Below are 25,174 nucleotides of genomic sequence, written 5' to 3'. Positions count from 1 at the left end.
TCTTATTGTTTTTGGGCAAGAACCATCAAAGATACGCCAACCGGAAGACTGATATGTCTATTCAGGAATATAGACTCGCTTTTAAATACTCTGAAAAGTAGCCCGGACAACACACCTCCTTCGGACCCGCTCGTTTTGGCAAAGTCTGATCTTGGGGCTGCGCCTTTTTTCCGGAAGAGTCTGGATATGATCCTGACAAGAAATATAGGAGGGAACAGCCAGAAGTTGAAATAAGATCTGTAGACGATGGCCGAGTTCAGGGGACTGAACAGGGACAGGTAGCGTTTCATGGTATATCGCCTGAAATGCTCGTTGATCTCGTCGTGTTCGGACCACAGATTCTGGAAGGCAGGCACGGTGGTGAAGATATATCCCCCGGGCTTACACACTCTGTGCAATTCGGATATAGCGAGCCGGTCATTCTCGACGTGCTCGACGACGTCAAATGCACAGACGAGATCAAAGCCGCCGTCCGGGAAGGGAAGTTCGGTTATACTGCCGTTTATGAAATCCATTCCGAGCTCTTTTTTGACAAACTCGCAGCACGACCTGTCATATTCGAGTGAGCTGACCTCGCCGAATTCCTGGAGCATCAGGGTGGAGGCACCCAGTGCCGCACCCACGTTCAGGATCCTTATTCCCTTATTTCCTTTGAAAAGCAGTTCGATCTGTTGTTTCAGGAGCTCTTTACGGGCAAGGAACCACCAGTTCTTTCGTTCCAGATGATAGTATTCTTTATAGTATTCGGCCTTCATCAGTTGATTATTTTGTCTACTATGAACAACGGTCGTTCTCTGACCTGGTTATACATTCTGTATACATATTCTCCGATCAGACCGAGACAGAGCAGCTGGACACCGCTAAAAAAGGAGATGGAGAAGATCAGCGTTACATAGCCTTCCGGCAACACATCGCCCCTGAATTTGAGGATCAGCAGATAGACGATATAGATCATCGAAAAAATGATACTCAAAAAACCCAGTCTGTACATGAGCCGGACGGGAAAGCTGGTAAAATTGAAGATCCCATTGAAGGCGAGCTCAGTGAGTTTCTTCAGACTGTATTTTGATTTTCCGGCTTGTCGTTCGACTCTGTCATACGCATACGCGAATTGTCTGAATCCAACCCAGGAACGCATCCCGCGCAGATATCGGCTGGACTCGGGCATAGCGACCATGATATCCCTGACCCGTTTGCTGATCATACAAAAATCACCGCTGTCCAGGGGAATATTATAATTACTTACCATTTTCTGCAATCTGTAATAAGACCAATAGGCAAATTTAATGACAACGTTCTCCTTGCGATTTTTTCGAACGGCATATATGACATCAAACCCTTCCCTGATCTTTTCATAAAATTCCGGAAGCAGCTCGGGCGGGTCCTGCAAGTCTCCGTCGATTATCATTATCGCATTTTGAGCATCGGTGTAATGCATCCCTGCTGAAACGGCTAATTGGTGGCCGTGATTTCGCGAGAGGAATACGGATTTGAACCTCGGGTCCTTCTTTGACTGCATTTCCATCAGATAGGGGGTGTTGTCGCTGCTGCCGTCATTAACCAGTACCACCTGAACGTGCAGCTCAATAGAACCAAGAAGATCAGAAAGCCGCCGGATAAGTAAAGGGAAGGACTTTTCTTCGTTATAGAGTGGCACTACGATCGAGATTTCGGGTGCATTCATAAGTAGGTTTGAGGATAAATAGTTGAAGTAAATTTGAAGATAAGATTTTGCGAAAATAAGTCATTAAAGCGTATTATAGTGCTATTTTTGGTTCCAGGCACTTGTACCTATGATAGTAAGTGCTAATATATATTTCCGACAATTCCCTTTTTAAATGATAAACGCCAAACCTTCTTCCTTCGTTCTCCTGATTGTAGTCATTCCACTTATTGTTTATTTCTTTTTCGTCCAGTGGCAGCCGACGACCATCTATGGTGATGACCTGATCGTGTATATGAAACACTCCGGGCTGCACGGATTTGCGGAAAAGATGAGTTTGCCTACCACAATGGGAAAGTACCGGCCGGTTCACGGGCTTGTCCTCAACGTTCTGATAGCGGCTTTTCAGAAGAACCTTGCGGGATACTTTCTGTTCAATATCGGGATCCAGGTGCTGAATACTTTCCTCTTTGCAATGGTGGTGAACCTGTTTGTGAGTTCGGCTTTTTATTCCCTTTTTATCAGTCTTACTGTAGGGCTGTCGAGGTTCGCGCTGTATAATGTGACTCAACTATTTTATGGCGGTCCGATGGAAGGCGTGGCCATGAGCTTTTTTTGATATTCCTGTATTTTATTATGAGATCGCAGGTGAAAGAGGGAGCGACGCCGGAGTGGCAGAGGAAGACAGCGCTGCTGGCGATCTTATTTGCCAACGGCGCCATGTATACGCACGAGCGATATATGATGATATTTCCTTTTATCATACTGGCTATATTGCTGTTCCCTGGTTTCAGGGCGTTGACAGGCAGGCAGAAAGGAGAGCTGATCGTTTTGGCTATTGCTTCGCTCGCCGTGAATTATTTTGTAAAAACAAGGGTCTATTCATTGCCTTATTTTCTTGGAACAGCAAATGCTAAAATGACCTTTTCGGTCGGCGACGCAATACATTTTTATTTCGATGCCATCTTATCCGTGATTCAGATCAATTCAGGCCCCGAATTCCTGGTCGGGATACGGTTTCCCGGGTTGCCGGCATACCAAAAGATACTGGTCGTAGCCATGATTGGCGGGCTCGTGTATCTGCTGGCGGCGTTTATCAGGAAAGTAAGGAAACGATTGTTTTCCAATAACAGGGACCGCGATTCTGCCGTGCTGGTCGTTTCACTCGTGATCTTGCTGCATTTGCTCCTCATACCGGCGGTTTCAACGATCAGACTCGAGCAGCGATGGATACAGGGGCCATTCGCCGTGTTTGTGCTGATACTAACGATCCTTTTTCGGGAGTTGCCATATAAGAGCGGCCGTCGGGAAGCACTGTTTTTTGGCGGACTGGTGCTGGTATACGTGGTAACCGATTTCACGTATTTGTCCAGGGGTGCGGGGAATTTTGCCATGATCTATTCCGAGAGGACGGCGACTTCGGTAAAGGACGCCATCGACAACGGCGTCATACATGCTGATACCCATGAGCTGTACATTTGGGAGAAACAGCGGAGCGAGAACTATGAAGCCGGCATCGACTGGGAACTGGCAAGCGGCTCATTTTTTGAATTTTACCAGAACAGTCCGAAGAAGATCTACTTCGTTGATTCGATCTATGACAGCGCGTATCCCGGCGGCTTCAGTTCGTTCGGAAATTTCGACAAGACTTCAAAACAGATCGTTTACCTCGACAAAAATGTGATCGATATCACAGGTGACTATCTCCGTGATTCGTTGAAGATCTTTACCACAAGAACGATCGGCAATATAGGCGCCTTTACAAGTGCACAATATAATGCGCGCCAGATCACTTATCGCGCCGACGATCTGGACCGGTATGCTTTGAGGGGGATTTATGAGAACGAGCGCGGCCTCCGCTGGACCAGCGGGGACGCAAGCGTTCAGCTGTTGCCGGCGCCGACAGTGAAAGACTCACTCCTGGTCGAGTTGACCGCTTACATGCCCGAAATTTGTAAAAATATAATACCCAAAGTCACGATAGTGACCGACAGCAATAACGCTCTCCAGCCCATATCTTCCGGGAGAAAGGCCGACAAATTCATTTACAGGTTCAACGTCGAAAGGCCGGCGGAGATCCGCGCGATAAATATTTTATCCGATACGCTGTCGGGACAATTTGTGAAAGACCGCCCCCTTTCATTTCCGCTCTCCAGTCTGGATCTTATTTTTTTGCGATGAAATAGATCTGCTCGCCACCGAGATAACCGAACAGGTCGGACCATACGAGGATCGTGTAGACGTCACGGAAGCCCGCCCTGCGGAATTCGTCGAGGAATTCCCAGCCGAATACGGTGAAGCAAAGAATGCCCTGTTCATTAACCGGATCGCCGTGATATTCCGGTTCCATAAGATGGATGACAGAGCCGTCGGGACCGATCTTCGCCCTGATCAGATTCTCGTAACGGTTGCGGTCGAATGGGAAGCTACCAAGGAAAGTTCCACCGGGTTTGAGTATCCTGTAGGCCTCGGTAACCGCTTTCGAGTATTCGGGAATATGCTCAAAGCACTCAAAGGATAGATAATATTCAAAGCTGTCATCCGCAAATGACATGCGGGTCATGTCCTCGTGCCTGATATTGTTGACCGTTTCGCCCGGCCGGAGGGAATCGCCGAGATATTCGGATCCGACAATATTGTCAAATTTCTTCTTAAGGTAAGCAAAAAGGGGCGTTACCTCTTCCGATATGTAAATATTGCTGTCGGGATAGGGGCTGAGCTCCGTATCGATGAGGTGGATAGTACATCTCAGGCGATTGTTCAGATTCGTTACCGGGCAAACCAGCCTTTCGCGCCAGTTGATGTTCTGACCGTCGGAATAGTTATAGTCCACATGGAAGTCGACGTATTGGTTGGCCGGATAGGAAACCCCTTTTACTTTAAATTCCTTTCGATTTTTCGGTATGACTCCCGCTTCGTACTTCTGCATGATCGAATAGTTGGCCGTGTTTCTATCGACATGCACTTTCAATTCGTCGAAGTTCCTTATTCTGAATATTTTCAAAATTCAAGATTTTACTTTTCCGCAACAAAGATTGATTGCAGACTTTCACCCAAATATCCGTAAAATGCGCTATAATAGCACAGCAAATAGGCATTTCTGAAGCCTGATTCTTTCAACATCTCGAAAACGTCCCAGCCCAGATCATAGAAGACCGGCGACTGCCCTTCCCGGGTATGGTGCCCGATATAATAGCGGGCGTCCAACAGGTGCTGGACCCCGGCTTCCGTCTTGCGCGCGCGCTGTCTGGTCGCCTTCATATTCATTGCGAAAGGCGTTGAAAATACAAACTTACCGCCGTCTTTCAGAACGCGGGAGGTTTCACTGATCGTCTTTAAAAGGTCCGGGGTCCTGTTAAGGACTTCGGAAGAGAAGACTACGTCGAAGCTCTTATCGCTGAGCGTGAGATTCGTAGCGTCTTCATGACGAATTCCATTGATAACGTCTCCCGGAGCAGCATAAATGCCGAGATACTCGCTGCCTATTATGCTGGAGGATTTAAGGCTATGGGTGACAAAACGATACACAGGCGTCGCCTGCTCGAATGTAAAGATCGACGTATAGTGGTGGGTATCGGTGAGTTTTTTCAGGTAGCTGCAGATGAAGCGCTGACGATTGTTCAGTTCAGTAACAGGGCACACTACTCTTTCCCTGAAATTTGGGGTTTGTCCGTCGGAATAATTCAGGTCGATACAGAAATCTGTCAGGTGTCCCGCGGTTTCGGAATACCCGGGCAGATGATAGGTCTTGTCCGGCCGGTTTCGCACCTTTTCCGCTAACTCCATTTCAAAATCATTCCGGGATGTATACACGGATTGCTTATATTCTTCATATTCATCCATCGAATATATCTTCTTCAGCACCATATTGCCGTTGATGTCGATGCAATCGTTATGAAAATCGAATAGGAGGTTAGGGATAACTTTCATAGTCAGCTATTTTGAATTGAACAGGGGGTTAGGTAGACATAGTACGGGAGATTTTGGTCTTGCAGGGACGGATAGCGGTAATTTCTCCGGCGGGGACTTCCGGCCTCAGGGAAGAGGAGAAGCGCGCCAGTACTCGACCATATCGGACAGGGTTTGTTCGAGCGGATAGCTTTGTTTCCAGCCGGTATCAGTCGTCAGCCTGGTGGAGTCACCGTATATGATCGGTTCGTCTGTCGGCCTTATCAGGTCCTGATCTACCTGCACGTCGAATTTCCGGCCCATGATCTTTTCGATCATCGAAACGACGTCCCTTATCTGATATACCTTGCTGCCGCTGATATTGTATACTTCCCCGTATCTGCCTTTTTCGGAGAGGGCGATCAGGGCCTGTATAAGATCGCGTACGTCGGTGATGGCCCTGCGGGCTTCGAGATTCCCTACCCTGAAAATGGTCTCATTTCCTTTTTCGATCTGGACGGCGCGTCTTACGAAATCGGATGGAGCGTCGTTCACTTTTCTCGGGCCGGTGGTGTTGAAAATTCTCGCACGAATGGCCTTTATCTTGTCGCTTACAAAGTACTGGTAGCTCAGGAGGTCCTGGACCACCTTGGTGACGCCGTAGGGGTGCAGGGGCAGCAGGGTGACGTCCTCCTTTATGGGCACATTCTCCGGCGTGAGCGACGACCCGTATTCTGCGCTTGAGCAGGCCACGACCACGACAGGATCGTAAGACGGGTCTGTTCTCCTGATCTCCTTGATGCTCTCAAATACGTTGATCGTGCCCGTGACATTGATCTCGAAGGTTTCCTGGGGGCGCCTGAGCGAGACCGTTGGATAACTTTGCGCGGCAAGGTGATAGATCACGTCGGGCCTGATCCTGTCGATCAGGCGATGGAGGGGAAGAAAGTATCGGACGTCACATTCTTCCAGATGGGCTTTGTGGGCGAATTCGTTAAGGTTGGTCGTGGGCTTGTAGAACGTACCGTGGACCATTTGTCCGAGGCCATAGAAAAGGTCTACCATATGTGATCCCATCATTCCACAGCACCCGGTAATCAGGGTCTTTTTGCTCATTAGAGGTCTATTTTAGGAGAAAGTTCTTAAAATTAAATCGTTTACGTTGTCCTCTGAAAAATATTTTCTGGAGTATTCGATCTCCCTGCGGCTGAAGTCCTGCAACTTGCCGGCATCGTTATAAAGCCCAAGGATCGCCGTTGCAAACTGGTCCGCCGAGTCGTTGCTCGTCGTGACGTCCTTTATATTCTGCAGGCCTTCTATGCCAAATCGGGAGGTGACGAAAGGAATGCCGTGGTACATGGCTTCCACCGTTTTACCTTTTACTCCCGCCCCATACCGGAGGGGGATGACGACCATTTTCGTGTTTTGGTAGAGTTTGACCAGCTCTTCGTCGGAAACATAGCCTTTTACCTCGATGTAAGAGGACGCCAGCTTTGTCACTTCTTCGGGGGCTTCGAGCCGGCGATGACGAATTCCACGTCCTTCAATTCCCGTCTGACCAGTGGGAATACCTCCCGTGCGAACCAGAGCACGGCGTCGACATTTGGTTTGTGTCCGAAGCCGCCAACGAACAGGATGTTCTTTCTTTGGTCGAAATTGGTGACCGGCTCGTTAAATCGGGAGTACGAGAACGCTGGCATGATGCGGACATCGGCATGGCCGATCTCCTTTTCAATTATCTCTTTTTCGTCATAGCTGAGGGTAAGGACCGTATCGGACTGCCTGATGATCTCGGTCTCCGTCTTTTTCCATTGTTCGATCGAAGCCAGCAGTGTGGGGTCTTTCTCTATTTCGTACTGGAGACGCTCGCGGACAAAATGAAGGTCGTGTCCATAGTATACGATTTTTGCGTTTGTATTCTGCCTCAGGAAATCGATGTACTTGATGGATATATGCGGCCGGTTGACATAAAAGTAGTCGATGTACTTTTTGTTATTGATGATCCATTGCTTCCAGTTATCCCTGTAGTATTCGCCATACAGGACCTCTATGCCCATTTGCTGCAGAATAGTGGTATAGGGCTCGTGCTTATAGAAATTATCCCCAATGAATTTGACATTGTAATTTAGCCTGACAAAGAGGTTCAGCAGCTGAAAAGTAGTGCGCGATCCGGCATCCTTGTCGAAATGGGGAACGTAGTGGTCGATCACTACGATCGTCTTCTTGCCCTTGCTTTTATCCCGCGCATGAAAGACGTTCTCGCCGTTGGGGAAGTTCTCCGTTCCGAGGACGGCCTTCCATTTTTCGATGAATTTCTCCCGGTTGACGACCTGGTATTTTTTGGTGCCGGAACTCGTATCGGTACCATGGGCCATGCCTTCGTAATGGATCACCACGGACAGAGGCTGGTAGACCGTCTTGTACCCGAGACCGCGAATACTGAATGCGAGGTCGGAATCGTCGAAATACGCAGGGACATATCTTTCGTCCAGGCCTTTCAGCCGGTCCCAGATCTCCTTGCGGATCAGATTGCTGGCGCCGCTGACATAGTCTACCTCCTTCAGGTAATTATATTCGGGTGCTTCAGGGTTGCCTTCCCGTCCATAGTTCCACCCCGATGCGTCGCGCCAGATAATTCCGCCGGCTTCCTGCATCAGACCGTTGGGGTAGACGAGCTTGGATCCAACAAGGCCGGCTTTAGGGTCCCTGTCCATGACGTCGACCAGACTGCTGAGCCAACCCCTGGTGACCGTTGTATCATTATTCAGGGTGAGGATGAACCTGCCCCTCGCGTGACTGGCGGCGTTGTTGACGTTTTTGATATACCCCAGGTTCTCCGGATTGCGAAGATAGACGACGTTCGTAAAATACTTTTCAAGGTTGACGGTCTCATCGGTGGATACATTGTCTCCAACGATCACTTCATAGGAAACATCGTCGGTCAGCTGGTAAATGGAGATCAGGCAATTGCGCGTATAGGCCCAGTTGTTATACGCCGGGATGACGATGGACACGACGGGGTTTTCGGCTACTGGAAAAACGATCGGGAAAACGACGCCGGCCGGCACTTCCGGAACAATATTATGGTCCTTCGCAAGCTTTGCCTCACTGATCTTTACGGATGGAATTTTGCCCTTGTTGCGCAGTTTGGATACGACCTTATTGGATTTAAGGAACCTGCCGATCTTCTTTAGCCTTAGTAGTCCTGGCGAGTCATCCGGCAGATATTTTCCCTTGAACCTGTAGTAGATGGAAAGAAGCCGGTAGCCGTCGGATGAATAGATATCCTGGAGCCTTGTCTCGAGCTCTTTTTTCGGCTTCCAGCTTGTACAGGCGATGCGATTCGGTCTCCTTCCTGGCGCCCTGTTCGTCCTGGAGTTTTTGCAGCTGCCGTTTCAGGTCGTAGTTGGACCTGTAATATTGCTGTATGCTTCTGTCCTGTATTTCTTTTTCTCTTGTAAGGGTGTCGATCCGTCTTTGGAGCACTTCGGCCTGTTCGGTGAGATGAGTACTGGAAACCAACTGCTCTTCGAATCGGGCCTGCAATGCTGCATAGTCATTCTTTGCCTGTTGGAGCTCGCTCTCCAGTGAGCGGCCGGAGGCTCCGAGCCTTTCTAGTTCCGGGGAAATGGAGGCGAGCTTTTCTTCGGCGGCTGCAAGTTCGGCGCTGGACCGCGTGCCCCAGGCCCCCAGCTTTTCCACTTCTCGGGAAAGGGCCGCGATCTTCTCATCGGCGGCCTCCAGCTCGGCGGTGGACCGTCTCCCCAGGCTCCCAGCTTTTCGACCTGGTCCTGTAGCTCCAGAATGCGGTCGATCATCTGGAAATATGAGCGTTCGCTTTCAGGAACGAAACTCGCGAGCGACTGCTCGATGGAGCCGGGCTGGTCGCTGCCTATGCCGATCAGGTATTTCCCTTCGAAGTGGTAGTTCTCGGGATTGACCGATACAGGCAGAACCGGTTTTTTGAGCAGGAATTCCTCTTTGTTGAGGATAACACTGACGATTTCCATGCCCTGTTCATATACCCGGACGTGCTGGAAGCTGCTTTTCAGCAAACCTTCAAATCCTTCCCGTTCGAGTTCATGGACGTGAAATTCGTTATGATGATCGTATCTGTCGGTATAGTTCTTCTTATTTGGGGTCGAGACAATAAACGTTCCGCCGGGCTTGAGCACCCGTCGTACCTCTTTGAAAAATTGCACCTGGTCCTCTGCGGATATATGTTCAAGCGTCTCAAAGCTGACGACAAGGTCGACCAGGCCTGCTTCCAGTGGGATGGAAGTGGCCGAGCCGTGGAGGAACCGGTTATTTTCCCTGCCGTATTTCTGACTGGCGTATGCGACGAGCTCCGGATTGATGTCGACTCCCCAGACCTGACCGGCGACGGATGACAGCATGAATGTGCCGTACCCTTCTCCGCTGGCGATATCCAGGACGTTTTTTCCTTGTGCCAGTGACAAAATGCTCTGGTAACGCTGTTTGTGTTCTACCTCCAGTTCGGGGTTGCTGGTGTGGCTGTCTTCTGCATCCGATGGTACAAAGAATTCGCCCGTGAATTTCATAAGAGGGTGACTAGTTTAGGTATTTTCTATTTCGAATAATATGCTGCGAGCTCGTCCCATGCCTTTTTTCGTCCCATGCTGCGATGGAAGGGTGGATGGCCGGGCCACCGGCCGGCTGGTCGTTGGTACGGATCAGGGGCTCGTCAAAGGATGTTTGCTTCCCGAGACGGACCTCGCATCGCAGCGGAAGGCGCGCGGCCATTTCGCGGGCAAACCTTATTCCGAAGGAACCCTGGGATTCGATATAACCCGAAGGTCTGATTTTTTCTTTTACGGGCCCCCGAGGGCAGCCGCATAATGTTTAGCAAGCAGGTCCACGTGGATATTGTCGCGGATATAATCCGGCGTGTTGATCGCCGGAATCTCACCCTTCTTCCAGGTCTGGACCAGGTAGTTACAGAATCAGGGGTCTTCGTACGGGCCGAATGGATTGGGTATCACGAATTTGGTCAGTGGGACGGATAATTTCCAGCCCCAGTGGCGGAATACTTCCCAGGAGGCGGTTTTTGAGAGGCCATAGGGTGAGAACGCAACCAATGGCTCGTTGCCGATACCTTCATTCGCCTCGAAGACGCTGCCCGTTACCACGAGCCTGCCCTTGTCTTTCAGCTTCTCCATGACCAGCCGGCAATTCAGCGTATTGCCCTCGACCGCGGCTGCGATGTCGAAATCCGGGCTCTTATAATTCTCGACCTGGGCTCCGTGGTGGCAGACCACATCAAAACCCTGATCCAGCAGACCGAGGAAGGTCGGGTCGCCAAAGCTGCAGTTCCAGACGATGGTCGCCCATTTGGCGATACCGTCGAGTCGCTCTTTTTCGCAGTCCTGTATACTGGTCGCTATTGCCCCTTACTACGGCAGTGACGGCATGGCCCTGTGCCGCCAGCTCCTTTATGAACCAGTAGCCGGTGAAGGAACTGCCTCCTGTGAAAACTATTTTCATATCAGTCCCTTTAAAAGATCTACTCCATGAAATTCCCGGTCGAAGTCCGGCCAGCCGGCGTCTTTTTCGGAGACCTCTGTGGGAGCGACCGGCCACTGTATGTTGAACGTAGGGTCATTGTACCGGATGCCTCTTTCGAGGGCCGGAGCATAGAGTGAGCTCACAAGGTAAAGGGCTTCGGTATCGTCCTGGAGCGTGACGAACCCATGGGCGAAGCCCTGGGGTACATACATCATCGTCCGATTTTCTGCGCTGAGTTCGGCGCCGAAGGACTTGCCGAAGGTAGGAGAGTCAGGCCGGAGATCTAGGATAACATCATACAGGGATCCCCGGATGCAGCGAACGACCTTTACTTCCGCGGATGGCTGCAGCTGGTAGTGCATTCCCCGGAGCGTTCCCTTCTTTCCGGTTAGCGAGTTATTGATCTGTAGAAAACGCGTGACCAGCCCCTGGGCGCCAAATTCGTTTTCGCAAAAAATCGGGCAAAGAACCCCCTGTTATCGCCCCTTTTTTCCAGGTCGATAAGATAGGATCCGGCTAATGGTGTCTGAGTGAATTTCATATACGATCAGAGAGTAGTTGTTTTATTGATCCATTCAAGGTTGCTGTTGATCCTGTTGCCAGCCATATGCTTTTCGAGGACCTTCAGCCGGATAAGGTCGGATTCGCGGAAGTTCTTATCCGTGAACTGCATGCGGGTCAGCCCTTCCCTGATCTCCGTTGCGGACTGGTAAAGGTTGACCACGGGTTGATGGCTGCGGCGCCAGCTGGCTGAAAAGAGAAAATCTACCTTGTAACTGCGTTTATCCGGCTGCGCATTGACGTTAATGCTGATCTCCGTGCCCGGCAATACGTCCGCGACTACCTGTGCAATGTCTTTTACCTGGTAGTTGAAGTCGTTCCTTCCAATATTGACGGCCAGGTATTTGCCGCCGTTGCCGGCGGGGCGGGTGAGCGCCCAGTCTATGGCGCGGGCCATGTCCTTGACGTCGATGAGGGGACGCCAGGGGCTGCCGTCGCTGAGCACCGTGATCTTACCGGTGGTAATGGCGCCCGCTACAAAATCGTTCAACACCAGGTCGAGGCGTATCCGGTCTGACATGCCGCACGCCGTGGAAAACCGCAGGGACGTGATGGTCATATTCGTGGAGGCCGACAACTGCTCAAGCCCCTGTTCGGTCGCCACCTTCGATCTTGCATAGGCTGTCAGAGGATTCAGCGTGTCGGTCTCTTTCCGGGGACCACCATCGGCGAACCCATAAATGCTGCAGCTGGAAGCAAAGACAAAGCTCTTTACTCCGGCGGCCGCCGCCTTTCGGGCCAGTTCTACACTTGCTTTGTGATTGATCTCGTCGGTCACCGCTTCGAATTTATTGCCCATTGGGTCATTGGAAACGGCTGCCAGATGTACGATGCCGTCATAGCCTTTCAGAAAAGACTCTTCGATGGTGCGTACGTCCCCGAAGAACTGCGCGTCGATGCAAACTTCCGGAGAATACGATACCGCCGTCAGGCAGTGCGCAAAAAAGCCGCTGTCGAGGCCTGCTACAAAATCGGACGGGTTGCGGTGCTTGAGATACCTGCCGACTATCGGTCCGATATATCCCAGGTTTCCCGTAATTAGTATTTTCATTTTGTTGACTAGAATTTAGTTTGTACTTGATTACCAGCTCTTCCAAAGCCGCCAACTCTTCATGGCTACCAGCTCTTCCAGGGCGCCTTTTCCTTTTCCCACAACTCCTCGAGGTACCTCTTGTCCCGGAGCGTGTCCATCGGGTGCCAGAAGCCGTTATGAAAATAGACGGACAGCTGATTGTCTTTCGCCAGGTTTTCCATGGGCTCTCTTTCCCAGACGGTGCTGTCCCCTTCAATATAGTCTTTTACTTTAGGAGACAATACAAAAAAACCACCGTTGATCCAACCGCCGTCGCCCTGGGGCTTTTCCATAAAGCCGGTGACCTTGTTGCCCTCGTATTTCAGCGCGCCAAAACGGCCGGGAGGCTGTACTGCGCTCACTGTAGCGAGCCTTTTTCTTTTTGGTGAAGCGCCACGGTAGCCTTGATGTCGATGTCGCTGACTCCGTCGCCGTAGGTGACGAAAAAGTATTCGTCTTTTTCAACATAGGGAATGATCCTTTTAATTCTTCCGCCGATCATCGTCTCTTCACCCGTATCTACCAGCGTTATGGTCCAGGGTTCGGTCTTACTTTGATGAATGTGCGTACTGTTATTCCTTAGGTCGATCGTTATGTCGGAGGTATGAAGGAAATAGTTGGAAAAGAATTCTTTGATAACGTATCCTTTATAGCCCAGGCAGACGATGAAGTCCGTGATCCCGTGCGCGGAATACATCTTCATAATATGCCATAGGATTGGCTTGTGTCCGATCTCTATCATAGGTTTGGGCTTAACAGAGGTCTCTTCGGAAATACGTGTTCCAAGCCCTCCGGCGAGCAAAACGGCTTTCATAAATGAATTGGGGAAGTTTTTGAAGTGAGGAAATCAGATGGGTTGATCGTGTGAAATGCAGACATAGTCAGGCTTTATATAGGTAAATGGTGGGCAAAGTTAAGGCAAAAACCTTAGCTGGCCGCAATATACAATTTTGAGAAAGAAATGTTATAGACCAGGAAAAAGATAATTGGGAGGGGTGGGCAAATAGCCGGCCACGCTGACTTCGGGCACTATAACTTTCAATTATATGCGTATCGCTTATACCAGGGCGGTATCGGTTAATTCCGGCTGAGCAGCCGCGTATCAGCGTTTGAGCAGCTTCTGCCGGATCGTCCCAAGCAGGCTTCTCTTCTCAAATGTTCTCTTATACCATTCGAGGTCTTTCTGATAGTTGCTGATATCGCTGAGAAGTTTGTTGATTAGTTGTCTCGTACCTTCATTCGTCTGACGGCACTCCGTCAACTGGCCTTCGAGGCGCTGAATGACCACTTCCTTTTCTTCGAGGCGGGTCCTGAACTGGTGTATTTGTGCTTCCTGTCTTTCAATAAGCCCCTGTTTGAACGCAATCTCCTTCTCCATGTAGGCCCGGATCTTGCCGAGGCTTTCCTGGATGGCGTTCAATTCAGTTTCCTTGTCTTCATTGTTTTCGATCACAGAATACATTTCCGGCAAATTTATTGGGTTTCCAGATCAAACGGTCAATAACATCAAATAAAATGGTTACCGTAACGGTTGATTAACTTTTATACAGGCTTCTGTAGGAAGTAAATGTCGAATAGACATCGAACTCCTGTTCGCAGTGCTGCTGGGAGTATTCTCCCATGATCTGCAGCATATCCCGGTTGTTATGGTATTGGAGGATCTTTATAATCGCCTCGTCCTCAGAGGTAAAAAGGTCCCCGTTCAGCCGTTTGTTGACGATGTCGCGGTTGCCGACGCAGTCGGTAAGCAGCACCGGTTTCTTAAGTGCCAGGGCTTCGAGTACAGCAAAAGGCAGGCCTTCGAAGGTGGAAGTGGACAGATAGACCTGGCTTGCGGCGATAAGATCCTTGGTATCTTCGGTTGATAACCAGCCGGTAATAACAATATTTTTGGACGTCAGCATCTCTCTGTCGGCGCCCTCACCGATCCATAGAAATTCGAAGTCGTGAAATTCTTCAAAGTATTTGGCAATAGTATTGAAAAGCGTAGGATTTTTTTGGTCTTCGATCCGGCCGCTGGTGACGATGCGGAATTTGCCCGACCGGAGTCCGGGATAACGGGTCTTTATACCCGTATTGCTGAGACGGGGAAGAGGTTCGAGCGGCCGCTCTTCTATATCCACGCCGTTGTTGATATTTAAGGCCTTAATTCCTATGGCATTATATGCTTTCAGTTCGGAAGGGCTGCAGCAGACGACCCGTCCGCCGAATATGGTACCGAGTCTTTCGAGTTGTTTATAGAGGAAATTGCTGAATGAATTGTTGCCGACGAAAAAGGGCGCGCCATTGGGGGTATAGATAACGGTGTCGATGCCGGCCATGCGACAGGCTACCCTTCCGAGAAATCCACTTTTGAAGAATGGAGATGTACCGCGTCGATATGTACCTGTCTCTTCAGCCTCTTGAGAATGGTATACAATTCCATAAAGGCAGCGGTGTCTTTCCGGAAATTGATCTCCCTTTGGGCTGATTTCCAACGTATAAAACGTACGTTCCCCTTGGGAAAACGCTGTTTGACCTCGGCTGAAGTGATGAGATTCTCCCGTTCGCCGTGTACGATAATATGCAGATCGTCCTGTAGATTCTCTACCAGTGATCTCACGAACGTGGCAATTCCAGAGGCAAAAGGTTCGACAACATGTACTATTTTCATCGGTTTTTCTGATAAGGTGTCATTAAATACGATTCCCTTACATTGATTTCCTACGGCAAGCGTTCGTATTTAGTAACTTTTATGTTATTTCAGAGCAATCTGACCTATCTAACGCTATTGCGTTTAATTCCGTATGCCAGCTTTTTTGTTTCCAGTATCATTTTATATGGAATGGCAAGTAAAATCCTAAGTTTTAATACCCCGATAAGACGAAATAACCTGTTTTTTCCATACCGCCGGATCACCCTGATACGGCTTCTGAGCTGCTCTTTACGATAATGCAGGGATATTCCCTGCGGGTTGATTTCACATATGACAAGCTCTGCGGGCAAAACCGTGGCTTCGGCTTTGGAAATTATTTCATAAAAATAACCATAGTCTTCCGCATGAGGGAAGTCTTCAGGGTAAACCCCTACTTCCCGTGTAATACCAGCACGCCACATCACGGTCGGATGGATAAAGACATTTCTGAAATGCATTTCTTTCAGGATGTCACCATATTCCGTAGGGGTTATATACCTGTAGGACTCGCCCGTCCGAAAATTTTTGAAGACACACCAGCTGCCAAGCAGAGCGACTTTCGGGTGTGCGTCAAGATACCGCACCTGCCGCGCGAATCGCTCGGGCGCACAGAGATCCCCGCAGTCGAGCCGGGCTATATACCGGCAGCACTGCTGTTCTTCGATCCACCTGAGTCCCGTGTTGAGGGCCCCGGTGATTCCCTGGTTTTCTCCAAGCCGCAGAATTGTTAGGGATAAAGGCTGAGGTAGATAAGGAAGGATATCTTCTTTCAGTAATGGTTGTTTACTTCCATCATCTACTATAAGCAAGGCATATGCCAATGAGTCATAAATCACGCTCTTTAGCGAGCTGATCAGGCCGGGGAGGTTATTATAATAAGGAATTAAGAGGCAGAAATCATAGGCAGGTTTCTTCCTTTCTTCCATTGATTAGGTTTAGCTTATTGATTTACAAAGGTAATTAAAAATGGACACCCACCCTAGCCATCCCATCGCCTGACCTGTTTTTAACATTGCATTATTTTGCCATGCGGCCGAATTTATTTTGAAACGGGCGGCTGAAACTGCTCCATCCGATAACCCCGCCGGCCATAGTCCGGTTCATAACCCCCGGTGGCTTCCCCAAAACCCCACTAGCTCCCGCGATCCCGGGGCTCCGGAGTCCTCATCGGCTCCTGACCCCACAGGGCCCCCGATCTGCTCACCCCCCGCTGCGCGACGGCCCCATGAGCCTCCGTTTAAAACGTTAACGAGCAGTTAATAATTTGGTTTAAAACAAATTATGAAAAATTTTGTTTCTTGGTAGTGCAACGATCGCGATAGTAACAATGTCCTAAGTCCAGGACATGAAACCTGCAAAAATTACCACTTAGTGGTATGGAGTAATTGAAGATAAATCGCTTTTTTTGCAAGTTTTTTAAGGCTCTTTGCTTACGAATAGACTAGAATTCTTATTTATTCGTTATCGCACGGCCGGAAGAAATTTAATCATCCTATAAGCATGCGCAAGACCACAAGCCTCGAAACAACTATTTATCACCAGCACAAATGGGAAGATGAAAAGGCGTATTCGATTCGTCAGTACCTGGAGGAGCGCAAGGGCTATCTCGTCCTGAAAAGGGTTTTTGACATATTTACGGCCTCACTCGTCATTCTTTTAATATTCCCCTGGCTGTTCCCCGTCATCATGGTCCTTATCAGACTGGACTCGAAGGGCCCCATCTTCTTCAGACAAAAAAGGATTGGTTTCCTCGGCCGGACGTTCTGGTGCTATAAGTTCAGGACCATGTACGTCAATGACACCGCCGATACCCGCCAGGCGGTCCGCAACGATCCCCGCGTGACGCGCGTCGGACAGTTTCTCCGCAATACAGGGATCGATGAGCTGCCCCAGTTTGTCAACGTGCTGCTCGGACATATGAGCATCGTCGGCCCCCGCCCGCACATGCTCAAGGACTCGCGCGATTTTTCAGAGGTCGTTACCAACTACCGGTTCCGCAACCTTGTTCGGCCCGGCATCACCGGTATGTCTCAGGTCCGTGGCTGCCGCGGTCCCGCAACTACGTTCGCAAGCATCTTCCGCCGCTATCAAGTGGGACGCCTACTACGTAAGGAATATCAGCCTGATGCTGGACATCCGGATCATGATCGAGACCGGTTTCCTCATGCTCACTTCCCTTTTTAATAAAGACAAGCCGATTCCCATGGACGGCACCGTCCTTGACCAGTCTTCTTCCCCCTCTCCGGCCTCTGTTAAAAAAATTGCTTAAATTGTAGCCGAACGACAACACTATCCGGATGACCATTAACAGAAGGGTCGCTATCCGGCGACTAGCGATCTTATCGGCAGGCGCAGCCTTACTGCCTTCCTGTTTGCACCACGCCGCCAGGCCGGCTGTAGCACTGAAGAACCTGACAGTCGATACCGGCCAGGTACAGCTGCTGGAACAACTGACGGCTGCCCTGATCCCATCGGATGACACCCCCGGTGCCCGCGAAATCTCCGCTCATTTATTTGTACTGAAGATGCTCGACGACTGCTCGTCAACCGCAGACCAGGAAAAGTTCATGAAGGGACTGACCGCCTTCGAAGCGGCCTCGAAGGCTTCTTCAGGTAGGGGTTTGCCGACGCCTCCGCCACGCAAAGGGCGTCGTTACTGTCGGCATTCGAAGGCGCCGTCGCTGCGCCGGGCGATTCATCCGCATCCGGCGGTTCATCCGCATCCGGCGGTTCGTCCGCATCCGGCGGTTCATCCGCATCCGGCGCCACCACCATTTCTCCGGAGGCCATCTTCTTTTATTCCACAGTAAAAAAGCTGACCATCCAGGCCTACACTTCTTCACAATTCTATCTTACAAGGGTCCGGATCTATGAACTGGTCCCCGGTCGTTTTCATGGCTGTGTACCGGTCAAGGGACAGCCTGCTGCGGCTTAAACATTCAAACGGCTATTTTTTCGATATGGGAGATCCGATCAGAAACCAACGGTTTGACGCCATCGTCATCGGCTCAGGAATGAGCGGGGGCTGGGCTGCCAAAGAATTTACAGAGAAGGGCTTCAAAACCCTCGTACTGGAAAGAGGGCGGGAGGTCCGGCATATGAAGGACTACCCCACCACCAATATGATGCCCTGGGAATTTGAGCACCGCGGCGACGTACCCTACGCCGTCCGGCAGGCCAATCCCGTCGTCAGCCGGTGCTATGCCTACCGGGAAGACGCCATGCATTTCTTCGTCAAAGACACCGAGCACCCCTATGTCCAGGGAAAAGCCTTTCGACTGGATCCGGGGCTATCAGGTGGGTGGCAAATCGATCATGTGGGCCCGTCAGACCCAGCGCTGGAGCGATTTTGATTTTGAAGGGCCGGCAAGGGACGGCTTTGCCGTCGACTGGCCCATCAGATACAAAGACCTCGCGCCCTGGTACAGCTATGTCGAAAAATTCGTGGGAATATCCGGCAACAGGGACGGCCTTCCCAATCTGCCGGACGGAGAATTTCTTCCCGCACTCGACCTCACCTGCGTAGAAAACTATTTCAAAGAGACCGTCGCAAAAAAATATAAGGATCGTCACGTTATCTATGGCCGCTGCGCCACCTCACGGAACCAACGGCACTGCACCTGCAGCAGGGCAGGGGGCAGTGTCAGAAGAGGACACTGTGCCAGCGCGGCTGTCCGTTCGGGGGCTACTACAATTCCAATTCCACCACCATCCCCTGGGCCGAACGCACGGGTAATATGACCCTGCGTCCTTTTTCCATCGTCGAGTCGATCCTGTACGACGAAAAAAGAGTAAGGCATCCGGCGTGCGGGTGATCGACGCCAATACAAAGGAATTGTCCGAATATTTCGCTCCGGTCATCTTCGTTAATGCCGGCGCGCTGAATACCAATCTTATTTTGCTCAACTCCCGTTCATCCCGCTTCCCGCACGGCCTCGGCAACGACAACGGGCTGCTCGGGAAATACGTCGCCTTTCACAACTACCGGGGACATATCTCCGCCGAATACGACGGGTTCAGGGAGAACACGACGGATGGCCGTCGCCCGACCGGGGCCTATATCCCCCGTTTCAGGAATGTCGTCAGCCAGGACAGGGACGCCGATTTTCTCAGGGGCTATGCCGCGGGCTTTTCCGCCTTTCGCGGCGTTAAGGATTCGGCTCATGGATTCGGCGCTGAGCTAAAACGAGGCCTCGCGCTGGCAGAGCCGGGACCCTGGCGGGTGGGCTCGCATATGATGGGCGAGACCATTCCCAAAGAGACCAATCAGGTGAGTCTCGACGGCAATCTGAAGGACCAGTGGGGCATTCCGCAGCTAAAGATCGATATCGCCTACGACGCCAACGACGAAAAGATGCTGAAGGACTTCTTCGCACAGATGACCGAAATGTATTCGGCCGCCGGGTTTACCAATATAAAGACAGGCGACTCGGGGCAGGCACCGGGTCTGGATATACACGAGATGGGTGGGGTCCGCATGGGAAAGGATCCCCGGACCTCTCTTTTGAACCGGTGGCACCAGCTTCCACGGCTGCGACAACGTATACATCACCGATGGAGCCTGCATGACCTCGACTTCGACTCAAAATCCTTCACTGACCTATATGGCGATGACGGCCCGTGCGGTGGACCATGCCGTTTCCGTATTAAAAAAGGATAACCATGAAAGTTTTTATACTGACGCTGATCTCCTGCGGCCTGGTCCTGATCGTACTCAACGTGGGGTATTACCGGGAATGGTTCAACGCCAAACCCAGCCAGTACTGGTTCGATTTTCTGAAAGAGAAAGACGAGCCTGGGGATGAGATGGCGATAAAGAAGACGAGATATGGCATCGTCTATACGATCTCCATGCGGGTAAAGGAGGTAGTCGAAAAAAGAATATGCCACATGCGGTCATCCTGTTCGAACCGAACAGCTACTACCGGGACTCGCTGAAGATCTATGGCAATATCCGGGCCCCTGAGCCTGCCGTATTCTATTACTATACCGGTCTGGAGGGTGTCTGGACAAATTCCCCGGACGTGAAGAAGGCAAATTTTATTGTCCGGATAACGAAGAACAAGGGCGTCACTCTCGACGAGATCAAGTCGCCGCAACAGTTGCAGCAGATCCTGGACGGCTTCAAAAAATACCCACCAATACTGTAAGCTATGCCGATACTCATCTATCTGTTCTTACTGGTTTGTTATTGGCTTTCGGGGTTTGGGATACTTACGCTTTTCAGGATCCGGCTAAAGCCGGCCTATATGGTTACGCTGACGTTGCTGCTGGGGGTCGCCGTCGCTTCCATCGTGCCCTTTCTGCTGCAGCTGCTATACATCGTTATCACCGGCCCGACGGTATTCGGCGCGCTGGTGGCGGTGACGCTGTTGCTGAACATCCCTTCTTTTCTGAGGATGCGCGGATCGGGCATCTCCGTGTTCACGCAGCCCTTCGGTCCGGTGCGGTTCCGGGTCCGGCCCTATGAGGTGCCCTACTGGCTTATCATCGGATTCATGATCTTTGTCAGCGTCTGGCGCTGCTACTATCTGCCCCCACCTCGCGCGACGTGCTCTCCGGCCCTGAAACTATCGCCGAATATGCGATCCGCGAGCAGTCGATGATCAATTCATTCTTTGGCCTCGACCTCTCGTCGACGAACAATCAGTTCAAGTCTCCCTTCCTCATCAGCCTTCAGGTCATCTACAAACTGGCCGGCTTTCCCTTTGGCCAGGTCTGGCTGAGCGTCGTCTTTATTTCATTTACCGTGTTTTTATACCATTTCCTCCGCGAGAGGCTGCATCCCGTGCTGGCGGGGCTGCTGCTGTTGCTGTTCCTGATGACACCGGAGATTTTCGCGTATACGTTTATGATCCTCTACGACTATAGCAATATGGTCTTCTTTTGTCTCGGTCTCTATTTCTTATGGATAGGCCTGAGCGCCGGCGGATCAGGTTCTCCATCCAACGCGTCCTCGGATCCCGCTGCCCCCCTGGGCCCGATGGATCATCCGTCGGCAGTACACATGGGACAGATAGGCTGCCACGCCGCGTGTCCGGTTCACCCGCAACGATCTCCTTCGCGGGGCTGCTGCTGGGGATCGCAACCTATGTCCGTTCCGAAACCCTGATCCTGGTGGTACTTTTCCTTCCCCTGATCTTTTGGTCCAGGTGGCGGCGGTCGGCAGGCGGCAGAGCGAAGGTTTCGGGGGATGCCGGGATAAGGGTCTCCGGGGCTGTCCTGAAAAAGACGGCGCTGGCCGGGCTTTTCTTTTTGCTGCCATCATTGGTGGGATATTACCTTCCGGTGCAGCTATATGTCGGTCATTACCTGCCGGTACACTACGACGTCGGCGGACTGGTCAACAACCACCTGAGCGACTGGTCCCCGTTGCTGAAGCGATACGGTGATATCGTCAACCAGCTGCTGCTCGGTACTTTCGCCATTCACCTGTGGGGGTATCTCTTCTATATTACCTGCGCCCTTTTTGTCGCTGAACTGGTCTTCGTCCGTCGTTTCAGCCGGGAGGCTCGGTTCTGGCTGTACGCGATCGCGGTCACCTATCTTGCGCTGGGTCTTCTGGGGTTTGTTTTTCCCTTGTTCAACCTAACGGAAACCACTAAACGCTCGCTTTTCAAGATCATGCCGCTGTTCGTCTTTTATTTGGCCAATAACGAGCTGTTGCTGCGGCTTTCACGATGGCTGGCCCGCTGGGAGGTCACAGGAGGCGGCAAGGCGGCGGTGGCCCCCGCCGTGGCCAGAGGCGCAATATCCCCGAAGGTCGCCCCGGCGACCGCGCGACTCAAGTCAGCAGGGGGCCCGCCATCACGCGGCGCGGCTACCAGTGGCACCGCGGGAACACCTCCGGCACGCGGATCGGGCACCGGCGCAAAAAAGACGATTCGTCGGCCGGCAGCTCCAGAAAAAAGAACCGGAAAAAATGAGTCTCCCCGGCCCCACGGGAAACAACGAAAAGTACCATTTAAGTCATTAAAAGCACAATAGGGGACCGGGCCGTCTTTTTAACTTTGTGGAAAATCTTTTATATGTGTGCTGCAAAAGTTGACCACGACCATAAGCCCAGTCTTATTGGAAGCATATTGCGCAATAAATGTTCCCGCTGCCGTAGAGGAAATCTGTATAAATACAGCAATCCTTACCGGCTGAAGCATTTCATGGAAATGAACGACAACTGTCCTGTCTGCGGCCAGCAGTTCGAGATCGAAGTCGGCTTTTTCTACGGCACTGGTTTTGTCAGCTATGCTCTTTCGGTTGCGCTCTGCGTCGCCACTTTTGTCGCATGGAAAGTGCTTATAGGGATGTCGCTGCACGACAACCGCATATTCTGGTGGATGGGTATCAATGGCGTTCTGCTGGTTCTGATGCAGCCGCTGCTCATGCGCTTGTCGAGAACCATCTGGCTGAACTTCTTTGTATGGTATGACCCCAACTGGAAGGAAGTGGAGGCGAAGTCGCCCGAGAGAACCAATCTTTCACTAAAAAATGACTGGTAAATGAATATGACCGCCACAGGGCACCACGACCCCATGGCTCGATCGCCCCACCGCACCACAACCCCATGGCTCGATTGCCCCACCGCCACCACAACCTAAATTTTAAACTTTCCCATATGTCATCTTTTGTAGTACCAGCCTATGAGCAGGTATCCGATGAGACGAAAACCATCTTCGATCAGTTCAAACAGTCGATCGGAATGATGCCCAACCTCTATGCAACCATTGGGTATTCCGGCAATGCGCTCAGCTCTTATACGCAGTATGTCCGGGCGCAGGCAAAGAATACGTTTCACGCGCGCGAGCGGGAGGCGATCTATCTGATCGTTTCGCAGATCAACCGCTGCGAATACTGTCTCGCGTCGCACACCCAGTCCGCGATCAAGGCCGGCTGGAAGGAAGAAGACACATTGGCCATCCGCGCCGGCTCCCACCCCGACAGGAAATGGCAGGTCATCTATGGTATTGTGCGTTCGGCTATCGACAATAAGGGAGAGGTCGGCGACGCGCTGATCCGGGAGTTTTATGGGCTGGGTTATAAGGAGGCGGCGCTGATGGACCTCTTCATTCTTATCAACGTGATGAGCTTTACCAACTACATCTTCCGCCTGACAAAGATTCCCATCGACTTCCCCCTCGCAAAGGAGATCTGACACTACCTCTTGTTTCCTCACGCCCCTGCTGCGGCCCTCACGCCCGGCTAGCGCGCTACCCAGCCCACCCCTCCCTGTCGAGGCTCCTGAAATTTATAGCCTCCGAAAGATGATCGTTGGTAATATTCTCGCTCGCCGCCAGGTCGGCAATGGTCCGGCTGATCTTGAGGATATGGTCCTGCGCGCGGGCCGAAAGCTTCAGCTTCCGCATGGCGTCATACAACAGTCGCTCGCCGGCCGGATCGATGCGGCAGCAACTATTCACCAGCCGGCTGCTGATCTGCGCGTTACAATAGATGCCCGCCGCCTTGCGGGCGCCATGACCCGATCTCCCATACCGTATTCGTTGTATCTCCCGCGCAGCCATCACCCTCTGCCGTATCTGCAGCGAGCTCTCGCCGCGTCGCTGCTGTCCCAGCTGGTCATAGGGCACCGGCACCAGCTTCCACGTGCAGGTCGATGCGGTCCAGCAGAGGACCGGAGATCTTATTGAGATATTTTGACACCGCGCCCGGCGGACAGCTGCATTCCCTGTCCGGGTGATTATAATAGCCGCAGGGGCAGGGATTCATGGACGCCAGCAGGATAAAAGAGGAAGGGAATTCCACCGACATCCTTGCCCGGCTGATCGTTACGCGCCGGTCTTCCATGGGCTGCCGCATCACTTCCAGCGTACTCCTGGTAAATTCCGGCAGTTCGTCGAGGAACAGAACGCCGTTATGAGCGAGTGAAATTTCTCCCGGCTGAGGAATACTGCCTCCTCCAACCAGCGCATTGCCGGAGATGGTGTGGTGCGGACTCCGGAAAGGGCGCTGGGAGATCAGCGTCGTGTTGCCGCCCAGCCTGCCCGCCACGCTATGGATCTTTGTCGTCTCCAGTGCTTCCTGGAGGCTTAGGGGAGGCAGGATCGTTGGAAGGCGTTTGGCGAGCATCGTCTTACCCGCTCCGGGCGGCCCGACCAGTATGGCATTGTGCCCTCCCGCCGCTGCAATCTCCAGAGCCCTTTTTATACTTTCCTGTCCTCTGACTTCGTTGAAATCGACGTCCGTCAGCGGTTGAGCCGCGTTGAAGATACTCCTGGTATTGACGACAACAGGCTGCGCCTGGCTGGTATCCCGGAGAAAGTCGATGACCTCTTTCAGGTGGCTGAAACCAAATACCTGCAGCTGATTGACCGTCGCTGCCTCCGTGGCGTTGGACTGTGGCACAATGAGTCCCCTGAACTGTTCTTTCCGCGCCTGAATGGCGATGGGCAGCGCACCCTTGATGGAGTGAATATTGCCGTCCAGGCCCAGCTCACCCATGATCACATAGTCCCTGAGGATGTCCGGGTTCGGTATCTGTTCGCTTGCCGCAAGCACGCCTACCGCGATCGGCAGGTCGAAAGCGGCGCCAGATTTTCGGATACCCGCCGGCGCGAGATTGACGATCAGTTTCGTGCGCGGCATGTAATAGCCGTTGCTCTTGATCGCGCTTTCGATACGCTGAATGCTCTCTTTGACGGCGCTGTCGGCCAGACCGACCACAAAGGTATGAAGGCCCTCCGTAACGTTGACTTCGACGGTGATGGTGATCGCCTCCACTCCATACACCGCGCTTCCAAATGTTTTCACCAACATATCCCTAAGGTTTGGTCGGTGA

The 25,174-nt window shown here is 51.6% G+C and carries 36 protein-coding genes and 1 pseudogene; 15 read left to right on the top strand and 22 right to left on the bottom strand.

The window, feature by feature from the left end; genetic code table 11:
• Positions 1 to 2: 2 nt before the first annotated feature.
• Both ACQ86N_RS40375 and ACQ86N_RS40370 read right to left on the bottom strand, forming a co-directional pair.
• A complete protein-coding gene (locus tag ACQ86N_RS40375) occupies positions 3 to 755 on the bottom strand; it encodes a methyltransferase domain-containing protein (protein ID WP_431211977.1) in 753 nt (250 codons plus the stop codon).
• Positions 755 to 1,684 carry a glycosyltransferase family 2 protein gene (locus ACQ86N_RS40370; protein WP_431211976.1) on the bottom strand — a complete coding sequence of 310 codons (930 nt, stop codon included), beginning with the start codon at positions 1,682 to 1,684 and terminating at the stop codon, positions 755 to 757. Before ACQ86N_RS40370 ends, ACQ86N_RS40375 begins: the two co-directional genes overlap by 1 nt.
• A gap of 154 nt (positions 1,685 to 1,838) precedes the next feature.
• On the opposite strand from ACQ86N_RS40370, the gene ACQ86N_RS40365 reads away from it, so the two are divergent.
• Both ACQ86N_RS40365 and ACQ86N_RS40360 read left to right on the top strand, forming a co-directional pair.
• Positions 1,839 to 2,282: a hypothetical protein gene (locus ACQ86N_RS40365; RefSeq protein ID WP_431211975.1), complete on the top strand. Its 444-nt coding sequence runs from the start codon at positions 1,839 to 1,841 to the stop codon at positions 2,280 to 2,282.
• A gap of 17 nt (positions 2,283 to 2,299) precedes the next feature.
• Entirely contained in the window at positions 2,300 to 3,844 is a 1,545-nt protein-coding gene (locus tag ACQ86N_RS40360) for a hypothetical protein (RefSeq protein WP_431211974.1), read from the top strand.
• On the opposite strand, the gene ACQ86N_RS40355 is transcribed toward ACQ86N_RS40360, so the two are convergent.
• The 18 genes from ACQ86N_RS40355 to ACQ86N_RS40270 form a co-directional block, all read right to left on the bottom strand.
• Complete coding sequence (locus ACQ86N_RS40355) at positions 3,828 to 4,667, bottom strand: class I SAM-dependent methyltransferase (RefSeq protein ID WP_431211973.1); 840 nt, start codon at positions 4,665 to 4,667, stop codon at positions 3,828 to 3,830. The two genes, ACQ86N_RS40360 and ACQ86N_RS40355, sit on opposite strands and share 17 nt — an antisense overlap.
• Before the next feature lie 11 nt (positions 4,668 to 4,678).
• The gene (locus ACQ86N_RS40350; RefSeq protein ID WP_431211972.1) at positions 4,679 to 5,593 is read right to left on the bottom strand and encodes a class I SAM-dependent methyltransferase; all 915 of its coding nucleotides are present in this window, start codon (positions 5,591 to 5,593) and stop codon (positions 4,679 to 4,681) included.
• Positions 5,594 to 5,698: 105 nt separating this feature from the next.
• Entirely contained in the window at positions 5,699 to 6,667 is a 969-nt protein-coding gene (locus ACQ86N_RS40345; RefSeq protein WP_431211971.1) for a GDP-mannose 4,6-dehydratase, read from the bottom strand.
• A gap of 12 nt (positions 6,668 to 6,679) precedes the next feature.
• Complete coding sequence (locus tag ACQ86N_RS40340; RefSeq protein ID WP_431211970.1) at positions 6,680 to 7,051, bottom strand: glycosyltransferase family 4 protein; 372 nt, start codon at positions 7,049 to 7,051, stop codon at positions 6,680 to 6,682.
• Positions 7,048 to 8,619, bottom strand: coding sequence for a glycosyltransferase (locus tag ACQ86N_RS40335; RefSeq protein ID WP_431211969.1), 1,572 nt, complete (start codon positions 8,617 to 8,619; stop codon positions 7,048 to 7,050). The genes ACQ86N_RS40340 and ACQ86N_RS40335 overlap by 4 nt, the downstream gene beginning before the upstream one ends.
• 145 nt (positions 8,620 to 8,764) lie before the next feature.
• Positions 8,765 to 9,253, bottom strand: a complete 489-nt coding sequence (locus ACQ86N_RS40330; RefSeq protein ID WP_431211968.1) for a hypothetical protein — start codon at positions 9,251 to 9,253, stop codon at positions 8,765 to 8,767.
• The gene (locus ACQ86N_RS40325) at positions 9,166 to 10,113 is read right to left on the bottom strand and encodes a class I SAM-dependent methyltransferase (RefSeq protein WP_431211967.1); all 948 of its coding nucleotides are present in this window, start codon (positions 10,111 to 10,113) and stop codon (positions 9,166 to 9,168) included. Before ACQ86N_RS40325 ends, ACQ86N_RS40330 begins: the two co-directional genes overlap by 88 nt.
• A gap of 10 nt (positions 10,114 to 10,123) precedes the next feature.
• Positions 10,124 to 10,315, bottom strand: coding sequence for a hypothetical protein (locus ACQ86N_RS40320; protein ID WP_431211966.1), 192 nt, complete (start codon positions 10,313 to 10,315; stop codon positions 10,124 to 10,126).
• A 200-nt stretch (positions 10,316 to 10,515) separates the two neighbouring features.
• Positions 10,516 to 10,830: a hypothetical protein gene (locus ACQ86N_RS40315; protein ID WP_431211965.1), complete on the bottom strand. Its 315-nt coding sequence runs from the start codon at positions 10,828 to 10,830 to the stop codon at positions 10,516 to 10,518.
• Position 10,831: 1 nt separating this feature from the next.
• The gene (locus tag ACQ86N_RS40310) at positions 10,832 to 11,056 is read right to left on the bottom strand and encodes a hypothetical protein (RefSeq protein WP_431211964.1); all 225 of its coding nucleotides are present in this window, start codon (positions 11,054 to 11,056) and stop codon (positions 10,832 to 10,834) included.
• Positions 11,053 to 11,502 (bottom strand): dTDP-4-dehydrorhamnose 3,5-epimerase family protein, encoded by a 450-nt coding sequence (locus ACQ86N_RS40305; protein WP_431217785.1) that lies wholly within the window; start codon positions 11,500 to 11,502, stop codon positions 11,053 to 11,055. The genes ACQ86N_RS40310 and ACQ86N_RS40305 overlap by 4 nt, the downstream gene beginning before the upstream one ends.
• A 122-nt stretch (positions 11,503 to 11,624) precedes the next feature.
• Positions 11,625 to 12,689 (bottom strand): NAD-dependent epimerase/dehydratase family protein, encoded by a 1,065-nt coding sequence (locus ACQ86N_RS40300; RefSeq protein WP_431211963.1) that lies wholly within the window; start codon positions 12,687 to 12,689, stop codon positions 11,625 to 11,627.
• Between the two features lie 65 nt (positions 12,690 to 12,754).
• Positions 12,755 to 13,072, bottom strand: a complete 318-nt coding sequence (locus ACQ86N_RS40295; RefSeq protein ID WP_431211962.1) for a hypothetical protein — start codon at positions 13,070 to 13,072, stop codon at positions 12,755 to 12,757.
• Positions 13,069 to 13,524, bottom strand: coding sequence for a sugar phosphate nucleotidyltransferase (locus tag ACQ86N_RS40290; protein WP_431211961.1), 456 nt, complete (start codon positions 13,522 to 13,524; stop codon positions 13,069 to 13,071). Before ACQ86N_RS40290 ends, ACQ86N_RS40295 begins: the two co-directional genes overlap by 4 nt.
• A 288-nt stretch (positions 13,525 to 13,812) precedes the next feature.
• Positions 13,813 to 14,172, bottom strand: coding sequence for a hypothetical protein (locus ACQ86N_RS40285; protein ID WP_431211960.1), 360 nt, complete (start codon positions 14,170 to 14,172; stop codon positions 13,813 to 13,815).
• A gap of 73 nt (positions 14,173 to 14,245) precedes the next feature.
• Positions 14,246 to 15,031, bottom strand: a complete 786-nt coding sequence (locus ACQ86N_RS40280; protein WP_431211959.1) for a glycosyltransferase — start codon at positions 15,029 to 15,031, stop codon at positions 14,246 to 14,248.
• An 8-nt stretch (positions 15,032 to 15,039) separates the two neighbouring features.
• The gene (locus ACQ86N_RS40275) at positions 15,040 to 15,312 is read right to left on the bottom strand and encodes a hypothetical protein (protein WP_431211958.1); all 273 of its coding nucleotides are present in this window, start codon (positions 15,310 to 15,312) and stop codon (positions 15,040 to 15,042) included.
• A 155-nt stretch (positions 15,313 to 15,467) separates the two neighbouring features.
• Positions 15,468 to 16,310 (bottom strand): glycosyltransferase, encoded by an 843-nt coding sequence (locus ACQ86N_RS40270; protein WP_431211957.1) that lies wholly within the window; start codon positions 16,308 to 16,310, stop codon positions 15,468 to 15,470.
• Positions 16,311 to 16,884: 574 nt separating this feature from the next.
• Between ACQ86N_RS40270 and ACQ86N_RS40265 the strand changes: the two genes are divergently transcribed.
• From ACQ86N_RS40265 to ACQ86N_RS40205, 13 genes and pseudogenes are all read left to right on the top strand, one after another.
• On the top strand, positions 16,885 to 17,568 hold the full coding sequence (locus ACQ86N_RS40265) for a sugar transferase (protein ID WP_431211956.1): 684 nt from the start codon (positions 16,885 to 16,887) through the stop codon (positions 17,566 to 17,568).
• A gap of 113 nt (positions 17,569 to 17,681) precedes the next feature.
• Positions 17,682 to 17,990, top strand: a pseudogene (locus ACQ86N_RS40260) (gluconate 2-dehydrogenase subunit 3 family protein); the annotation flags it as partial.
• A 50-nt stretch (positions 17,991 to 18,040) separates the two neighbouring features.
• Positions 18,041 to 18,319 (top strand): hypothetical protein, encoded by a 279-nt coding sequence (locus ACQ86N_RS40255; RefSeq protein WP_431217784.1) that lies wholly within the window; start codon positions 18,041 to 18,043, stop codon positions 18,317 to 18,319.
• Positions 18,255 to 18,737, top strand: coding sequence for a hypothetical protein (locus tag ACQ86N_RS40250; RefSeq protein WP_431211955.1), 483 nt, complete (start codon positions 18,255 to 18,257; stop codon positions 18,735 to 18,737). The genes ACQ86N_RS40255 and ACQ86N_RS40250 overlap by 65 nt, the downstream gene beginning before the upstream one ends.
• Positions 18,640 to 19,125, top strand: coding sequence for a hypothetical protein (locus ACQ86N_RS40245; RefSeq protein WP_431211954.1), 486 nt, complete (start codon positions 18,640 to 18,642; stop codon positions 19,123 to 19,125). Before ACQ86N_RS40250 ends, ACQ86N_RS40245 begins: the two co-directional genes overlap by 98 nt.
• 64 nt (positions 19,126 to 19,189) lie before the next feature.
• Positions 19,190 to 20,044 carry a GMC oxidoreductase gene (locus ACQ86N_RS40240; protein ID WP_431211953.1) on the top strand — a complete coding sequence of 285 codons (855 nt, stop codon included), beginning with the start codon at positions 19,190 to 19,192 and terminating at the stop codon, positions 20,042 to 20,044.
• Positions 19,950 to 20,189: a hypothetical protein gene (locus ACQ86N_RS40235; protein WP_431211952.1), complete on the top strand. Its 240-nt coding sequence runs from the start codon at positions 19,950 to 19,952 to the stop codon at positions 20,187 to 20,189. Before ACQ86N_RS40240 ends, ACQ86N_RS40235 begins: the two co-directional genes overlap by 95 nt.
• 78 nt (positions 20,190 to 20,267) lie before the next feature.
• Positions 20,268 to 20,534: a hypothetical protein gene (locus ACQ86N_RS40230; RefSeq protein ID WP_431211951.1), complete on the top strand. Its 267-nt coding sequence runs from the start codon at positions 20,268 to 20,270 to the stop codon at positions 20,532 to 20,534.
• A gap of 3 nt (positions 20,535 to 20,537) precedes the next feature.
• Entirely contained in the window at positions 20,538 to 20,990 is a 453-nt protein-coding gene (locus ACQ86N_RS40225; protein ID WP_431211950.1) for a hypothetical protein, read from the top strand.
• The gene (locus tag ACQ86N_RS40220; RefSeq protein WP_431211949.1) at positions 20,936 to 21,496 is read left to right on the top strand and encodes a hypothetical protein; all 561 of its coding nucleotides are present in this window, start codon (positions 20,936 to 20,938) and stop codon (positions 21,494 to 21,496) included. Before ACQ86N_RS40225 ends, ACQ86N_RS40220 begins: the two co-directional genes overlap by 55 nt.
• Positions 21,418 to 22,371, top strand: coding sequence for a hypothetical protein (locus ACQ86N_RS40215; protein WP_431211948.1), 954 nt, complete (start codon positions 21,418 to 21,420; stop codon positions 22,369 to 22,371). The genes ACQ86N_RS40220 and ACQ86N_RS40215 overlap by 79 nt, the downstream gene beginning before the upstream one ends.
• 41 nt (positions 22,372 to 22,412) lie before the next feature.
• Positions 22,413 to 22,880: a DUF983 domain-containing protein gene (locus ACQ86N_RS40210; protein ID WP_431211947.1), complete on the top strand. Its 468-nt coding sequence runs from the start codon at positions 22,413 to 22,415 to the stop codon at positions 22,878 to 22,880.
• A gap of 116 nt (positions 22,881 to 22,996) precedes the next feature.
• Entirely contained in the window at positions 22,997 to 23,533 is a 537-nt protein-coding gene (locus ACQ86N_RS40205) for a carboxymuconolactone decarboxylase family protein (protein WP_431211946.1), read from the top strand.
• Between the two features lie 55 nt (positions 23,534 to 23,588).
• Here the strand turns inward: ACQ86N_RS40205 and ACQ86N_RS40200 are convergent, their stop codons facing one another.
• Entirely contained in the window at positions 23,589 to 23,972 is a 384-nt protein-coding gene (locus ACQ86N_RS40200) for a hypothetical protein (RefSeq protein ID WP_431211945.1), read from the bottom strand.
• Positions 23,956 to 25,152, bottom strand: a complete 1,197-nt coding sequence (locus ACQ86N_RS40195) for a YifB family Mg chelatase-like AAA ATPase (RefSeq protein WP_431211944.1) — start codon at positions 25,150 to 25,152, stop codon at positions 23,956 to 23,958. Before ACQ86N_RS40195 ends, ACQ86N_RS40200 begins: the two co-directional genes overlap by 17 nt.
• Positions 25,153 to 25,174: the final 22 nt, after the last annotated feature.

This window comes from Puia sp. P3 (assembly GCF_050632245.1).
Lineage (GTDB): Bacteria > Bacteroidota > Bacteroidia > Chitinophagales > Chitinophagaceae > Puia.
This window is presented reverse-complemented; position numbering and strand designations above follow the sequence as displayed.

Bases quoted from the DNA above. Each gene is read 5' to 3' on its own strand.
- ACQ86N_RS40375 (WP_431211977.1), bottom strand. From the start codon at position 755: ATGAAGGCCGAATACTATAAAGAATACTATCATCTGGAACGAAAGAAC.
- ACQ86N_RS40370 (WP_431211976.1), bottom strand. From the start codon at position 1,684: ATGAATGCACCCGAAATCTCGATCGTAGTGCCACTCTATAACGAAGAA.
- ACQ86N_RS40365 (WP_431211975.1), top strand. From the start codon at position 1,839: ATGATAAACGCCAAACCTTCTTCCTTCGTTCTCCTGATTGTAGTCATT.
- ACQ86N_RS40360 (WP_431211974.1), top strand. From the start codon at position 2,300: ATGAGATCGCAGGTGAAAGAGGGAGCGACGCCGGAGTGGCAGAGGAAG.
- ACQ86N_RS40350 (WP_431211972.1), bottom strand. From the start codon at position 5,593: ATGAAAGTTATCCCTAACCTCCTATTCGATTTTCATAACGATTGCATC.
- ACQ86N_RS40345 (WP_431211971.1), bottom strand. From the start codon at position 6,667: ATGAGCAAAAAGACCCTGATTACCGGGTGCTGTGGAATGATGGGATCA.
- ACQ86N_RS40325 (WP_431211967.1), bottom strand. From the start codon at position 10,113: ATGAAATTCACGGGCGAATTCTTTGTACCATCGGATGCAGAAGACAGC.
- ACQ86N_RS40320 (WP_431211966.1), bottom strand. From the start codon at position 10,315: ATGGCCGCGCGCCTTCCGCTGCGATGCGAGGTCCGTCTCGGGAAGCAA.
- ACQ86N_RS40310 (WP_431211964.1), bottom strand. From the start codon at position 11,056: ATGAAAATAGTTTTCACAGGAGGCAGTTCCTTCACCGGCTACTGGTTC.
- ACQ86N_RS40300 (WP_431211963.1), bottom strand. From the start codon at position 12,689: ATGAAAATACTAATTACGGGAAACCTGGGATATATCGGACCGATAGTC.
- ACQ86N_RS40290 (WP_431211961.1), bottom strand. From the start codon at position 13,524: ATGAAAGCCGTTTTGCTCGCCGGAGGGCTTGGAACACGTATTTCCGAA.
- ACQ86N_RS40285 (WP_431211960.1), bottom strand. From the start codon at position 14,172: ATGTATTCTGTGATCGAAAACAATGAAGACAAGGAAACTGAATTGAAC.
- ACQ86N_RS40280 (WP_431211959.1), bottom strand. From the start codon at position 15,031: ATGGCCGGCATCGACACCGTTATCTATACCCCCAATGGCGCGCCCTTT.
- ACQ86N_RS40270 (WP_431211957.1), bottom strand. From the start codon at position 16,310: ATGGAAGAAAGGAAGAAACCTGCCTATGATTTCTGCCTCTTAATTCCT.
- ACQ86N_RS40265 (WP_431211956.1), top strand. From the start codon at position 16,885: ATGCGCAAGACCACAAGCCTCGAAACAACTATTTATCACCAGCACAAA.
- ACQ86N_RS40250 (WP_431211955.1), top strand. From the start codon at position 18,255: ATGAACTGGTCCCCGGTCGTTTTCATGGCTGTGTACCGGTCAAGGGAC.
- ACQ86N_RS40245 (WP_431211954.1), top strand. From the start codon at position 18,640: ATGTCCAGGGAAAAGCCTTTCGACTGGATCCGGGGCTATCAGGTGGGT.
- ACQ86N_RS40235 (WP_431211952.1), top strand. From the start codon at position 19,950: ATGACCTCGACTTCGACTCAAAATCCTTCACTGACCTATATGGCGATG.
- ACQ86N_RS40230 (WP_431211951.1), top strand. From the start codon at position 20,268: ATGCCACATGCGGTCATCCTGTTCGAACCGAACAGCTACTACCGGGAC.
- ACQ86N_RS40225 (WP_431211950.1), top strand. From the start codon at position 20,538: ATGCCGATACTCATCTATCTGTTCTTACTGGTTTGTTATTGGCTTTCG.
- ACQ86N_RS40210 (WP_431211947.1), top strand. From the start codon at position 22,413: ATGTGTGCTGCAAAAGTTGACCACGACCATAAGCCCAGTCTTATTGGA.
- ACQ86N_RS40205 (WP_431211946.1), top strand. From the start codon at position 22,997: ATGTCATCTTTTGTAGTACCAGCCTATGAGCAGGTATCCGATGAGACG.
- ACQ86N_RS40195 (WP_431211944.1), bottom strand. From the start codon at position 25,152: ATGTTGGTGAAAACATTTGGAAGCGCGGTGTATGGAGTGGAGGCGATC.